Origin of the sequence: Micromonospora sp. NPDC047557, assembly GCF_043205095.1 — a bacterium.
In the GTDB taxonomy this organism is placed as follows: domain Bacteria; phylum Actinomycetota; class Actinomycetes; order Mycobacteriales; family Micromonosporaceae; genus Micromonospora.
Genome location: NZ_JBIDDK010000001.1, coordinates 1,262,553 through 1,275,475, shown reverse-complemented (window position 1 = coordinate 1,275,475; position 12,923 = coordinate 1,262,553). Strand labels below are relative to the sequence as shown.

The following is a 12,923-nucleotide window of genomic DNA, read 5'->3' as shown; positions in this document are numbered from 1 at the left end:
TCCCTTGACCGGCGGGGCGCCGGGCCGGGGATCATCACGGTACGAATACGCCGTCGGCCACTATGCCTTGTCTGACTGGATCGGCGCGACCCAGGGCCAGCGTCGAGTGCTTCACCTGTGCGTCGTATCGTCCCGTCGTGTCCACTCCGCACAGTAAGTCCGCCGCCGTCGCGGCGGCTTTGTCGGCGCTTGACGAGGGTCGTACGCCCGAACGGCCGGTACTCCGGGAGGCGGTCCGGTCCTTGTTGGCCGTCCTCGCGGAGCGCGCCCCCGGCCGATCGGTGGAGGTGCGCGTCCCACCATACGGTGCGATCCAGTGCGTTCCCGGTCCTCGACACACCAGGGGAACCCCGCCGAACGTGGTCGAGATGTCGCCGCAGACCTGGTTGGAGCTGGCCACCGGCCGGATCGCCTGGGCAGAAGCGGTCACCGATGGTCGCGTTCAGGTGAGTGGCATCCGGGCGGACCTCTCGGCGTACCTGCCCCTCTAGCTGCGCGAATGTCCGAGTGATCGTGACTCTCGGCAGGGAAATCGTGACTATCTGTATTGACGGCGACTCGCGTACACTGTCAGGCGACGACAGTGGTCCCGGCCGAGGAGTGTGGATCCGCACCGTGATCCCCGCCAGGCCGGTCCAGACCAGCATGAGGGAGCGGTAGTGCCCCGAGGCGACGGCCGGCTGAGCCACGACCTTGACCCCCAACGACCCGGCCCCCAGGACGCCTGCGGCGTCTTCGGTGTCTGGGCCCCCGGTGAAGAGGTCGCCAATCTGACGTACTTCGGCCTCTACGCCCTGCAGCACCGTGGCCAGGAGGCCGCAGGCATCGCGGTGAGCGATGGCTCGGGCGTGGTGGTCTACAAGGATCTCGGCCTGGTGGCCCAGGTCTTCGACGAGCCCACCCTGGCCAGCCTGCGCGGCCACCTGGCGATCGGCCACGCCCGTTACTCCACGACCGGCGCCTCCAACTGGGAGAACGCCCAGCCGACCATCCGGTCGACCAGTTCCGGCACGACCATCGCGCTGGCCCACAACGGCAACCTGGTCAACACCGCCGAGCTGGAGAAGGAGGTCGCCGAGCGCGGCCTGGCCGCGGACGGCTCGACCAACGACACCTCGCTGGTGACCATGCTGCTGGCCAGCCACCCGGACCTGTCGGTCGAGGCGGCCGCCCTCGAGGTGCTGCCGCAGCTGCGCGGGGCGTTCAGCTTCGTCTTCATGGACGAGTCGACGCTGTACGCGGCCCGCGACCCGCACGGCGTGCGCCCGCTGGTGCTCGGCCGGCTGGAGCGTGGCTGGGTGGTGGCGAGCGAGACCGCCGCGCTGGACATCGTCGGCGCCAGCGTGGTGCGCGAGGTCGAGCCCGGTGAGCTGATCGCGATCGACGAGGAGGGGCTGCGCTCCACCCGGTTCGCGTCGCCGGAGCCGAAGGGCTGCCTCTTCGAGTACGTCTACATCGCCCGCCCGGACGCCACCATCGCCGGGCGCAACGTGCACGCGGCGCGGGTGCAGATCGGCCGTCAGCTGGCCAAGGAGCACCCGGTGGAGGCCGATCTGGTCATCCCGGTGCCCGAGTCCGGCACGCCGGCCGCGATCGGTTACGCGGAGGCGTCCGGCATCACCTACGGCGCGGGCCTGATGAAGAACCCGTACGTGGGCCGCACCTTCATCCAGCCGTCGCAGACCCTGCGCCAGCTGGGCATCCGGCTCAAGCTCAACCCCCTGCGGCAGAACGTCCGCGGCAAGCGGCTGGTGGTCGTGGACGACTCGATCGTGCGCGGCAACACGCAGCGGGCCATCGTGCGGATGCTGCGCGAGGCGGGGGCGCTGGAGGTGCACGTCCGGATCTCCTCCCCGCCGGTCAGCTGGCCGTGCTTCTACGGCATCGACTTCGCCACTCGGGCGGAGCTGCTGGCCAACGGGTTGGACAACGACGGCATCCGGCGTTCCATCGGCGCCGACACGCTGGGTTACGTCTCGCTTCCTGGCCTGATCGCCGCGACCGAGCAGCCGAAGACCCGGCTGTGTCGGGCGTGTTTCGATGGGGAGTACCCGATCGAGCTGCCGGCCGGCAACCTGATCGGTAAGCACGTCCTCGAAGGGGTGGGCCGCCGGGTCGCCAACGCGACGCCGGAAGCCCCGGACAGCTTCGGCCCGCTCGTCGCCACTCCTGGTGGCGTGACCGCAAACCGCCCGTAGCACCAACCGGCGCGGCCCGGCCACCGCCGGCGCGGCACCGAGAACCACAAAGGGGAGAACCGTGACGCACGTGTCCGAGCGCAGCGGCGCAGGAAGCAGCCCGACCGGCGCTGGCGGCGACCACCAGCCGTGGACGGGCGGTGCTGGCCGTCAGGCCCGTAAACGCTCGGTCTCGTACGCCGACGCCGGGGTCTCCATCGACGCGGGTGACCGCGCGGTGGAGCTGCTCAAGTCGAAGGTGCGCCAGACCCGTCGCCCCGAGGTGCTGGGTGACCTCGGCGGCTTCGCCGGCCTGTTCCGTCTGGACACGAAGAAGTACAAGAGCCCGATCCTGGCGTCCTCGACCGACGGTGTGGGCACCAAGTTGGTGATCGCCCAGCAGATGGACATCCACGACACGGTCGGCATCGACCTGGTGGCGATGGTCGTCGACGACCTGGTGGCCTGTGGCGCCGAGCCGCTGTTCCTGCTCGACTACATCGCCACCGGCGAGGTCGTTCCGGACAAGGTGGCCGAGATCGGCGCGGGCATCGCCGACGGCTGCCGGTACGCGGGCTGCGCGCTGCTGGGCGGGGAGACCGCTGAGCACCCCGGTGTGCTGCGCCCGGACGAGTACGACATCTCCGCCACCGGCGTGGGCGTGGTCGAGGAAGCCGACATCCTCAGCCCCGAGCGGGTCGAGGTGGGCGACGTGGTGATCGCCATGCGCTCCTCCGGCCTGCACTCCAACGGCTACTCCCTGGTCCGGCACGTGCTGCTGGGCGCGGCCCGGATGCGTCTGGACATCGTGATCGACGACTTCGGTCGGCAGCGGACCCTGGGCGAGGAGCTGCTCACCCCGACCAAGATCTACGCCAAGGACTGCCTCAAGCTGATCGCCGAGGCCGACGTGCGGGCGCTGTCCCACATCACCGGCGGCGGCATCCCCGGCAACCTGGTCCGGGTGCTGCCGGAGCACGTCGACGCGGTGGTCAACAGGTCCACCTGGAAGCCGCAGCCGATCTTCGACCTGATCCAGTCGAAGGGCCGGATCGACGACCACGACATGGAGTCGACCTTCAACATGGGCGTCGGCATGTTCGCGATCGTCTCGGCCGAGGACGCCGACCGTGCGCTGGCCACCCTGACCGGCCGTGGGGTCGAGGCGTGGCAGGCCGGCGAGATCATCGAGGGCACCGGCAACGTGCAGATGGTCGGTCAGCACACTCGCGGATGATCACGCTCCGGTGATCGTACGGGCACCTGATCAGGGCTTCACCCGAGTGGCCAATGCCGCCTAGCCTGAAGGGCTCAGGCTAGGCGGGGGAGGGTGATGGCTGCGGGGGGACTGTCGTTCAGCGGGATGCGCGGTCTGGCCGCGGTCCCGTCATACGTCGTCATGCAGCCGACGACCCTCTGCAACCTCGACTGTGCGTACTGCTACCTGCCGTTTCGGGCCGCTGACCGGCGGATGTCGGTGCCGGTGGCCGAGGCGGTGGCAGCGGCGGTCAACCCGTGGGCGGCGGCCGGTCGCTTCTCCGTCGTGTGGCACGGCGGCGAGCCGCTGGCCGCCGGTCGGGAGCACCTGGCCGACCTGATCGCGCCCTTCGGGCCCGAGGTCGAGCACCACGTGCAGACGAACGCCACGCTGATCGACGACGAGTGGTGCGCCTTCTTCGCCCGGCACGAGGTGCGGGTGAGCGTGAGCGTGGACGGGCCCGCCGAACGCAATGGCGACCGGGTCAACCGTGGCGGTCAGCCGGCGTACGACCGGATCCTGCGCGGTGTGGCGGCGCTGCGCCGACACGGGCTGCCCTTCTCCGCGCTGGCCGTGGTGTCCCGGCCGGCGCCGGGGCTCGCCGCCGAGTTGTACGACTACTTCCTCGGGCTGGGCTGCGACGTGCTGGGCATCAACATCGAGGAGACCGAGGGAGTCAACACCCGCGGCAACAGCCACGACGCGGCGGCGGTGACGGCGTTCTGGGCCGAGTTGGTGTCGGCCTGGCGCAAGGAGCCCCGGATCCACCTTCGCGAGGTCGAGTGGTCGCTGCGGTACGCGGCGGCGGTGCTCGACGGCGCGGCGGACGGAGTGTTGCCCCGTCGGCTGGACCCGATCCCGACCATCGGGCACGACGGCTCGGTGACCGTGCTCTCCCCGGAGCTGGCCGGGTTCACCGATCCGCACTACGGCGACTTCAGCAGCGGGAACGTGCTGGCCACCCCGCTGGCCCGGATCCTGACGGACGCGGCGTCGACGCCCTGGGTGGGCGAGTTCCTGGCGGGCGTGGAGGCGTGCCGGGCGTCGTGCCCGTACTTCGGCTTCTGTGGCGGCGGTCATGCCGCCAACCGTTACTTCGAGCTGGGGCGTTTTGACGGTACGGAGACCGAGCACTGCCGCAACAGCAAGATCCGCCTATTGGAGGGAGTGTTGGAGCATGCCCGAGACCACCAGTCACCGGCGGCCTGAGCGCGAAGCGGACGACGCCCCGGACGGAGTGACCAAGCGGGTGCGGGAGGCCGCCCCCGGGCTCGTCGCGCTGCTTCAGGAGGCCGAGGACGCGCGGCGGCTGCGGGCGGAGGTGTCGGGCGGAGACGGCGTCAGCGCGGTCTGCGCCTGGAACCACTTCGAGAACATCCCGACCTTCTACAACTGGAACAACCGCCCGCGCTGAGGCCGACCGTGATCAGGGGCCTGTCGGCCGGTCGGAGTGACCTCCGGCCAGGGCAGGCCCCTGATGATCGGCACCGGTCTCGCTCCCGATGGGCACATGCGTGAGCACGCGGGGGTCACCGCGTGCTCAGCTGCGTCGAGAGGTCAGCGGGGCGGTCGGACCCAGGGATCCGGGTCGTCGTCCGCGTGATTCTCATCATCGTCGTCGACGAACTCTTTTGAGTCGTCGTCGAAGTGGTGCTCAGACTTACCAGCACCCGCCAGTTCGCGCTGCAAGGCGGTGAGGTCGGTGTTCGGGGAGTGGTACTTCAACTCCCGGGCCACCTTCGTCTGCTTGGCCTTAGCACGGCCGCGCCCCATGGCTCGACCCCCTCGCACAGAATGCGGGGCAGCCCGAAGGCGGGCCCCGATGACGTCAGGCATCTCTCGTGGCTCTTACGGTACATGGGGATGCCATCGTTCGGCACCTCGGGTTACCGCCAGCCGGCTCTGCGCGTCGCGGCGATCCGGCCGTCACCCAGTGTACCTGGTAAGGAGCGGAACGAAGAGCACCCGTGACACCGGACAAAACACGCCAAACTTGACTCGGCCTCAGCTTACCGAGTCGGACCGGCGCGGGAGGCCCGGAGGCGGATCTCGGTCGATCCGCCTCCGCCTCCGGGATGATCAGCGCAGGTGGATCGTGCGCAGCCGACCGACCTCGGCCATCCGCCGCTCGGCCAACCGGTCCGCGGCGACCGCCGGCGGCACGCCCTCGGCGTCCGCCAGGTGCAGGATCTCGCGGGTGGTGTCGTAGATCCGGGTGGCCCGCAGCTTCGCCCGCTCGAAGTTGAAGCCCTCGATCTCGTCGGCCACCTGGATCACGCCGCCGGCGTTGACCACGTAGTCCGGGGTGTAGAGGATGCCCCGGTCGGCCAGCAGCTTCTCGATGCCCGGGTGCGCGAGCTGGTTGTTCGCCGCTCCGGTCACCACCTTCGCTCGCAGCGCCGGCACCGTGTCGTCGTTCAGCGCGCCGCCCAGCGCGCACGGGGCGTACACGTCGATGTCCGCCGCGACCAGCGCGGTGGCATCGTCCACCAGGGTGACCTGCGGGTGGTTCGCGCGCACCCAGGCCAGGGCCTTCGGGTTGACGTCGGTGGCGACCACCTCCGCGCCGTCCTCCAGCAGGTGCCCGGTCAGGTACTTGCCGACCTTGCCGAGGCCCGCCACGCCGACGCGCCGGCCACGCAGGCTCGGCGTGCCCCAGACGTGCTCGGCGGCGGCCCGCATCCCCTGGAAGACACCCCACGCGGTCAGGATCGAGGAGTCGCCGGCGCCGCCGTGCTCGACGCTGCGGCCGGTCACGTACCGGGTCTCGCGGGCGATGATGTCCATGTCGGCGACGTAGGTGCCGACGTCGCAGGCGGTGTAGTAGCGGCCGGCCAGCGACTCCACGAAGCGGCCGTACGCGCGCAGCAGCGCCTCGCTCTTGACCTGCTCCGGGTCGCCCCAGATGACGGCCTTGCCGCCGCCCAGGTCCAGCCCGGCGAGAGCGTTCTTGTACGCCATCCCGCGGGACAGGTCGAGCACGTCGGCGAGCGCCTCGTCCTCGCTGTCGTAGGGGTAGAAGCGGGTGCCGCCGAGCGCGGGCCCCAGCGCGGTGGAGTAGATCCCGATGATCGCCTTGAGGCCGCTCTGTTTGTCCTGGCAGAAGACGACCTGTTCGTGACCTGTCGATACCGGGTCGTCGGTGCTCGCGAATACGCCCATGACTGGCTCCTACGGTGGTGTGCGTTCCTTGTGGGACGCGGACCTGGTGGACCCCGGCGGGGATGCTGCCGGTGCGATCGAGCCTAGTATCGGCCGCCGCGCGGCCGCCCGACGTGCCGGCGTCATCTCACGTTGCGGCGCGCGTGGTCCGGCCGCTGGGCCCGTACGGGTGCGGTTCATGGGAGGATCGCGCGGTGCCGTCGCTCTTCGCTTCTTACCTGCGCGTGTACGAGCCGCTGACCGCCTTCGACCGGGACCGGCAGAGCTACTGGCGCCGCTACGTCTCGGAAGGGCGAGCGGTCGCCCCGGTCGAGGGTCCCGGCCGCCAGCGGACGGCGGTGATCGAGGCGCTGGGCGCGGGCTGGACCCGGCTGCCCGACCTGCCCGAGGAGGCGTACGTCCTGGAGACGGACGACGGCCTGCTGGTCTGCCCCTGGAACCTGCGCATCCGGGTCGCCGAGGCGGCGCTCAACGCCCGGGACGGGGTGCCCTCGGTGCTCGCCGACGCCTTCGTGCCGCCGGTGCTCGCCGGGCAGGCCAGGGCGGTCGTCGACGACTGGCGCAGCGGCGCCCGGGTGCTGGAGCACGGTGTGCCCCGGGTGCACGAGCAGATCGCCACCTGGGGCGTGCCGCTGCGGTGGTTCGTGCTCTTCGACCCGGCGGAACGGGACCTGGTCACCGAACCGGGCCGGCGGGCGCTGCGCTACCGGACGGAGATCTCCAAGGCCCGTCGCCGATCGTCGCGGGCGCTGTCGGTGCTGCGTAAGTCGGTGGGCGAGGCGCCGATCACCGAGGCGGTGGAGGAGGCAGCCCGCTGGCTGGAGGAGTTCCACCCGCGCTCGGTGGTGGAGCTGGACTACGGCGGCCTGGTCGCCCTGCTCTCCGACGAGACCCTCGCCGCGGACGACTCGCCGGAGCTGGTTGCCGGTGGCCTGGCCGGGCTGTCGCGCGGCGAGGCCGAGGAGGCGTCCGCCGCGTACGACAAGCTGGTGGCCCGGTGGCGTGCCGTGCAGCTGCTGGAGCGGTGCAACTAAGGCATTTCGCCCTAGAAGCGCTCCCAAGGCGAGGCGCGCTCGTAGTTGACGCATCACGAACCGTGATCATGAGTCCGAATAAGGTAGTTTCTGCCGTGTAAAAGTCGTAAAAATCGGGCATGGTTCATCCGTCCGTCTAGGGACCTTCATCCGTTCGGCCCATGTCGGACATCGGGGACTAGCCGGACCATGGGAGACGCGTCGGCCGGCGGGACCCCGGCCGATGTCTATACATGTGGAGGAGTGACCGATGGCATCGCGAACGCACGAACCAGAGCCGCTACTCACACCGGCCGAGGTGGCGTCGATGTTCCGTGTCGACCCGAAGACGGTGACCCGGTGGGCGAAGGCGGGCAAGCTCAGTGCCATTCGCACCCTGGGTGGCCACCGTCGATACCGCGAGTCGGAGGTCAGGGCGCTACTGCAGGGTCAGATCCCGCAGCAGCGGCAGGGCGACTGAGCCGGTACGAGTTTTTCCGACAAAGGGCGGCGGATCTCGATCCGCCGCCCTTTGCCGTGCCCGCCCTCAGCGTTGTCCCTCGTTCAGCGTGACCCGGATGCCGACCGTGCCGCCCTCGCCGCGGCGCAGCCGGCTGCCGAGCAGGCTGAGGCGGCCGATCAGCCGGTACTTGTGCTTGAGCAGGTCGCGGATTCGGCCCGTGTCGCGGCCACCGTAGAGGGTCGCGTGGGCGGCCACCTCCGCACCGTGCGGCCGGCCCCGCACGTCGCACGGGGCCACGGTCACCTCGCCGTTGTGCCGGATCCGCTTCACCTTCCCCGAGTCGGCCCGGGTCCAGACGGCCAACGCGTCTCCGTCGCGGACCGCCCAGACCGGGGTCGGCACCGCCCGACCGTCCTTGCGGAAGGTCGTGAGCAGGAGATACTTCTCGGCCGACAGCCGGTCCAGCGTGGTCACGCCGCCAGGATAGGCCGCTGCGGGCCACTGAGCGGCCAGATAGCGTGAACGGCGTGACGGGGGAGCCTCAAATCGGTGACGTGGTCGGTGAACTGCTGCGGGACGCGCTCGCCGTGGCCACCGGGGTCGGGCCCCGGCCCATGGTCGGCGGGCGGCTGCCCCGGCCGGTCATCGAGATCATCGAACGGGACGACGGCCTGATCAACGGCGCTCCGGCCGCGCACTACCTCGACGGGCCCGCCGACTGGCAGCCGTACGACCACCGGGCCGTCGACCGGGCCCGGGGCGAGACGCTGGACGTCGGCACCGGGGCCGGCCGGATCGCGCTGCTGCTCCAGGAGCGTGGCGTCCCGGTCACCGGGCTGGACACGTCGGCGGGCGCGCTCGCGGTCAGCGGGCGTCGCGGCGTACGGCGGCTGGTGCACGGCACGGTGGACACGCACGTCGCCGACGGCCAGCGGTACGACACGTTCCTGCTGCTCGGCAACAACCTCGGGCTGTTCGAGGGGCGGGAGCGGGCGCCAGTGTTCCTGGCCGCGCTCGCCGCGCTGGCCCGACCGGGGGCGCAGATCATCGCGCACGGCACCAACCCGTACGGCACCCGCGACCCGCTGCACACCGGCTATCACGAGCGCAACCGCCGCCGGGGCCGGCTCGGTGGCCAGCTGCGACTACGGCTGCGCTACCGGGAGCTGGGCACCGAGTGGTTCGACTATCTGGTCTGCTCGCCGGACGAGTTCGCCGAGCTGGTGCACGGCAGCGACTGGCAGCTGACCGATGTGGACGACCGCGACGCCCCCTACTACCTGGCCACCCTGCGCCTCGCCGGCTGACCGGAAGGGGGGCCCTCGGCGGAGGGCCCCCCTTTTTCGGCAGATCAGACCTGGATGGTCGGGGGCAGTTGCTCGGGCGGGAGGCCGCCATCGCCGTCGACCACCTCGTCGGGGGTGCCGTCCTCGTCGATGTCGACCATGGTGATGTCCACCTTGCCGTCACCGTCGGTGTCGAACTGGAACAGGTCCGCCTTGCCGTCGCCGTCGGTGTCCACCACCCACACGTCGGTCTTGCCATCGTTGTTGGTGTCGGCGCGCAGCAGGTCGACCCGCTCGTCGCCCCGGGTCTCCACGGTCTCGGAGTTGGTGCTCTCCCCGGTGGTGACGCTCTCCGGTGCCTGGCTCATCTCGATGCGGTCCTTCCCTTTGGGTTGACAGGCCGTACGTACCCGATCGCGCGCTCCCCCAAGCCTGGGCGGGTTCGTCGTGCTGTCTAGGGTCGCACCATGAGCGAGCGGAGCGGGCCGAGCACCCGGGCCGGCGTGGCGGGGACCCCGCGCGCCACCGGGGCGGACAGGGAGGCGTGATGAACGATCGTTTCGTGGTCGTCGGTGCGGGCACGATGGGGCTCGGCATCGCGTACGTGGCGGCCGGAGCCGGGCACGCCGTCGAGCTGGTCGAGGTGGACCCGGCCCGGGGCGCGACCGCGCTGACCCGGCTCGCCGACCTGTGGGAGCGGGCGGTGCAGCGCGGCAAGCTGACCGCCGACGAGGCCGCCGCGAACCGGGAGCGAGTGACGCTGCGCCCGAGCCTCGCCGAGGTCGCCCCCGCTCCCGGAGTGCTCGTAGAGGCGGTGCCGGAGCGGCTCGACCTCAAGCGGACGGTGCTGCGGGACGCGGCCGCCCTGAGCCCGGCCCTGCTCGCGAGCAACACGTCGAGCATCGCCATCGGCGAGTTGGCCGCAGGGCTGGACGCGTCCGAGCGCTTCCTCGGCCTGCACTTCTTCAACCCGGTCTGGGCGATGGCGCTGCTGGAGATCGTGGTCGGCCCGGCGACCGCCGAGGAGACCACCGCGGCGGCCGTCGCGCTCGCCGGCCGGCTCGGCAAGGACCCCGTCGTCGTACGCGACCTGCCCGGCTTCGCCACCTCCCGGCTCGGGGTCACCCTGGGGCTGGAGGCGATCCGGATGGTCGCCGACGGGGTGGCCAGCCCGGCCGACATCGACAAGGCGATGGTGCTCGGCTACCGGCACCCGATCGGGCCGCTGGAACTCACCGACCTGGTCGGCCTGGACGTGCGGCTGGACATCGCCCGCACCCTCCAGGCCGCGTACGGGGAGCGCTTCGCGCCGCCGGCGCTGCTGGTGGAGATGGTGGCCGCCGGCCGGCTGGGCAAGAAGTCCGGGCACGGCTTCTACCACTGGGAAGGTGGCGTCAAGCAATGAGCGGTCTGCGGATCGAGGAGCGGCCGGATCGGCTCGTGGTGACGCTGGCCCGGCCGGAGAAGCGCAACGCCATCGACGCCGACCTGATCGCCGAGCTGCACCAGGTCTGCGCCGAGCTGGAGGCGCACCCCCGACTGCTGCTGTTGACCGGTGGCGCGGAGGGCATCTTCGCCGGTGGCGCCGACATCGGTCAGCTCCGCGAACGAGGCCGCACGGACGCGCTGGCCGCGATCAACTCGGCGGCCTTCGCCCGGATCAGGGCGCTGCCGATGCCGAGCGTGGCCGCCGTCGACGGCCCGGCGTTGGGCGGTGGCGCGGAGCTGGCGTACGCCTGCGATCTGCGGGTGTGCACGGCGCGGGCGGTCTTCGGCCAGCCGGAGGTGCGGTTGGGCATTCTGGCCGGCGCGGGCGCGACCCACCGACTGCCGGCCCTCATCGGCGAGGGCCGGGCCAAGGAGTTGCTGTTCACCGGCCGGCGGGTGGACGCCGCCGAGGCGCTGCGCATCGGTCTGGTGAACCGGGTGGTGGACGAGCCCGGCGAGCTGCTGACGGTGGCGCACGGGCTGCTCGACGAGATGGCGCAGGGCTCCCCGCTGGCGTTGCGGCTCACCAAGCTGGCGGTGGACGCACCCGCCGCCGCACATCCGCATCTCGACCTGGTCAGCCAGGCGGTGCTCTTCGAGGACGAGGAGAAGCACCGCCGCATGACCGAGTTCCTGGAGCGCCGCCGAGCCCGCTGACGCGTAAACAAAGGACGGCCGCACCGGCTCCGAAGCCGGTGCGGCCGTCGCGGTCCGCGGTGGTGCTCAGTGCCGGATCTGCACCCCGGTGTCGGCGAGGGCCCGGATCACCTGGGCCGACTCACCGAAGCCGATGATGAGGACGGCGTCCGCGCCGAATTCCTTGATCTCCTTCGCGCCGCCGGTGAAGTCCAGCGGTGCCGCCGAGGCGTCGGCCGGCGGGTCGTACGTGAGCAGCTTGAGCCGGTCGCCGGCGATGCCGGCCTTCTCCAGCTCGTCACGGACGGTGGCCTGGAGGCCCTCACCGTAGGAGTCCTTGCGGGCGACGATGACGATCTTCTGCGACCCGTCGCGGAGGATCACGTCGGCCAGCGCCCGACCCTGCAGGCTGTCCGGCGGGGCGGTGCGGAAGTAGAGGCCCTTGTCCTCGACGTCGGTCAGGCTGGAGTCGGTGTTGGACGGCGAGAAGAGAATCTTGCCGGCCCGGACGACGTCCGGCAGCACCTCCCGGGAAATACCCGAGGCGCCGGCGCCGATGATGATGCTGACCCCGTCGGCCACATGCTTGGCGACGGTCGCCTTGGCCACCGTCGTGCTGGTGCCGTCGTCGCCGTCCTTCCACGTCACCGGCTTGCCCAGCGCGCCGCCCGCGGCGTTGATCTCCCGGATCGCCAGCGCCGCGCCGGCCGCCATCGGCGGGTAGGCGATCGCCAGGTCGCCGGTCTTCGGCAGCAGGCCGCCCACGATCAGCGGCTGCTGGTCGTCGGCGTCACCGGGGCGCGCCTTCTTCGCCTTCGGCGGGGTCTTGGTGCTCGCCGCCGACTCGGCGCCCGCGCCGACGAACTCGGTCTTGCCGTCGTTGATCTGCTGGCCGTCGAAGGTCAGCGTGGCGTAGCTCGCGGTGGCCGGCTCACCCTTGTCGGTGAAGCCCGCGCGGGTCAGCGAGACGCTGCGGTACTCGATGTCCTGCCCGGCCCGGGCCAGCGCGAGACAACTGGCCGGGTCCTCGCAGCGCTGACCGTTGTTGGTCACGCCGACGATCTGCTTGGCGATGGCGGCCGGGTCGGTGCTGCCAGCCAGTTGGGCGGCGAGCACACCGATCACGACAGCGTCGTACGTCTCGGCGGCGTAGAGGTAGTCCGTCAGCGCCGGATTGACGGACCGTAGCCGACTCTTGAAGTCGTCGGGCAGTGGGGTGAGCGGCGTGGTGCCCTTCATCCCGTCGACGAGATCGGCGCGATTCTTCAACTCCGCTGGGTAGGAGTTGAGCATGTTGCCGTCCGTGCCGTAGAGGCGCACCTGTTGGGCGCTTCCCTCCTCGGCCTTGTCATCCCCGCAAGCGCTTGTGGCGAGCAGGATCGTCGCGCAGGCAGCCAGTGTGGCTACCCGCGAGCGGCGTGATACGAGCATGGTCGTCCT

Annotated in this window: 15 protein-coding genes; 10 read left to right on the top strand and 5 right to left on the bottom strand. The window is 71.0% G+C overall.

What is annotated here, in order from left to right; genetic code table 11:
* Positions 1 to 137 precede the first annotated feature (137 nt).
* From ACGGAQ_RS05985 to amcA, 5 genes are all read left to right on the top strand, one after another.
* Positions 138 to 491: a sterol carrier family protein gene (locus ACGGAQ_RS05985; RefSeq protein ID WP_393045012.1), complete on the top strand. Its 354-nt coding sequence runs from the start codon at positions 138 to 140 to the stop codon at positions 489 to 491.
* Between the two features lie 168 nt (positions 492 to 659).
* Positions 660 to 2,198, top strand: coding sequence for an amidophosphoribosyltransferase (gene purF / locus ACGGAQ_RS05980; protein WP_393045010.1), 1,539 nt, complete (start codon positions 660 to 662; stop codon positions 2,196 to 2,198).
* 61 nt (positions 2,199 to 2,259) lie between these two features.
* Positions 2,260 to 3,414: a phosphoribosylformylglycinamidine cyclo-ligase gene (gene purM, locus ACGGAQ_RS05975; RefSeq protein WP_354853480.1), complete on the top strand. Its 1,155-nt coding sequence runs from the start codon at positions 2,260 to 2,262 to the stop codon at positions 3,412 to 3,414.
* 126 nt (positions 3,415 to 3,540) lie between these two features.
* Positions 3,541 to 4,644, top strand: a complete 1,104-nt coding sequence (gene amcB, locus ACGGAQ_RS05970) for a cyclophane-forming radical SAM peptide maturase AmcB (RefSeq protein ID WP_393045696.1) — start codon at positions 3,541 to 3,543, stop codon at positions 4,642 to 4,644.
* The gene (gene amcA / locus ACGGAQ_RS05965) at positions 4,613 to 4,849 is read left to right on the top strand and encodes a multiple cyclophane-containing RiPP AmcA (RefSeq protein WP_354853483.1); all 237 of its coding nucleotides are present in this window, start codon (positions 4,613 to 4,615) and stop codon (positions 4,847 to 4,849) included. The genes amcB and amcA overlap by 32 nt, the downstream gene beginning before the upstream one ends.
* A gap of 143 nt (positions 4,850 to 4,992) precedes the next feature.
* On the opposite strand, the gene ACGGAQ_RS05960 is transcribed toward amcA, so the two are convergent.
* Together ACGGAQ_RS05960 and ACGGAQ_RS05955 are read right to left on the bottom strand one after the other, a co-directional pair.
* Positions 4,993 to 5,208, bottom strand: a complete 216-nt coding sequence (locus ACGGAQ_RS05960) for a DUF3073 domain-containing protein (protein ID WP_393045007.1) — start codon at positions 5,206 to 5,208, stop codon at positions 4,993 to 4,995.
* A gap of 306 nt (positions 5,209 to 5,514) precedes the next feature.
* Positions 5,515 to 6,597 (bottom strand): Glu/Leu/Phe/Val dehydrogenase, encoded by a 1,083-nt coding sequence (locus tag ACGGAQ_RS05955; protein ID WP_393045005.1) that lies wholly within the window; start codon positions 6,595 to 6,597, stop codon positions 5,515 to 5,517.
* 194 nt (positions 6,598 to 6,791) lie between these two features.
* Here ACGGAQ_RS05955 and ACGGAQ_RS05950 point away from each other — a divergent pair, with 194 nt between their 5' ends.
* Positions 6,792 to 7,631 (top strand): hypothetical protein, encoded by an 840-nt coding sequence (locus ACGGAQ_RS05950; RefSeq protein ID WP_234583169.1) that lies wholly within the window; start codon positions 6,792 to 6,794, stop codon positions 7,629 to 7,631.
* 250 nt (positions 7,632 to 7,881) lie between these two features.
* The gene (locus ACGGAQ_RS05945) at positions 7,882 to 8,091 is read left to right on the top strand and encodes a BldC family transcriptional regulator (RefSeq protein ID WP_007073996.1); all 210 of its coding nucleotides are present in this window, start codon (positions 7,882 to 7,884) and stop codon (positions 8,089 to 8,091) included.
* A gap of 66 nt (positions 8,092 to 8,157) precedes the next feature.
* On the opposite strand, the gene ACGGAQ_RS05940 is transcribed toward ACGGAQ_RS05945, so the two are convergent.
* A complete protein-coding gene (locus ACGGAQ_RS05940) occupies positions 8,158 to 8,547 on the bottom strand; it encodes a PPOX class F420-dependent oxidoreductase (RefSeq protein WP_393045003.1) in 390 nt (129 codons plus the stop codon).
* 53 nt (positions 8,548 to 8,600) lie between these two features.
* Here ACGGAQ_RS05940 and ACGGAQ_RS05935 point away from each other — a divergent pair, with 53 nt between their 5' ends.
* Complete coding sequence (locus ACGGAQ_RS05935; RefSeq protein ID WP_393045001.1) at positions 8,601 to 9,380, top strand: class I SAM-dependent methyltransferase; 780 nt, start codon at positions 8,601 to 8,603, stop codon at positions 9,378 to 9,380.
* 44 nt (positions 9,381 to 9,424) lie between these two features.
* On the opposite strand, the gene ACGGAQ_RS05930 is transcribed toward ACGGAQ_RS05935, so the two are convergent.
* The gene (locus tag ACGGAQ_RS05930) at positions 9,425 to 9,727 is read right to left on the bottom strand and encodes a hypothetical protein (RefSeq protein ID WP_393044999.1); all 303 of its coding nucleotides are present in this window, start codon (positions 9,725 to 9,727) and stop codon (positions 9,425 to 9,427) included.
* A 179-nt stretch (positions 9,728 to 9,906) separates the two neighbouring features.
* Between ACGGAQ_RS05930 and ACGGAQ_RS05925 the strand changes: the two genes are divergently transcribed.
* A complete protein-coding gene (locus tag ACGGAQ_RS05925; RefSeq protein WP_393044997.1) occupies positions 9,907 to 10,764 on the top strand; it encodes a 3-hydroxyacyl-CoA dehydrogenase family protein in 858 nt (285 codons plus the stop codon).
* Positions 10,761 to 11,504 carry an enoyl-CoA hydratase/isomerase family protein gene (locus tag ACGGAQ_RS05920; RefSeq protein WP_393044995.1) on the top strand — a complete coding sequence of 248 codons (744 nt, stop codon included), beginning with the start codon at positions 10,761 to 10,763 and terminating at the stop codon, positions 11,502 to 11,504. The genes ACGGAQ_RS05925 and ACGGAQ_RS05920 overlap by 4 nt, the downstream gene beginning before the upstream one ends.
* A 66-nt stretch (positions 11,505 to 11,570) precedes the next feature.
* Here the strand turns inward: ACGGAQ_RS05920 and ACGGAQ_RS05915 are convergent, their stop codons facing one another.
* Complete coding sequence (locus tag ACGGAQ_RS05915; RefSeq protein WP_393044993.1) at positions 11,571 to 12,914, bottom strand: ABC transporter substrate-binding protein; 1,344 nt, start codon at positions 12,912 to 12,914, stop codon at positions 11,571 to 11,573.
* Between the last annotated feature and the right edge of the window lie 9 nt (positions 12,915 to 12,923).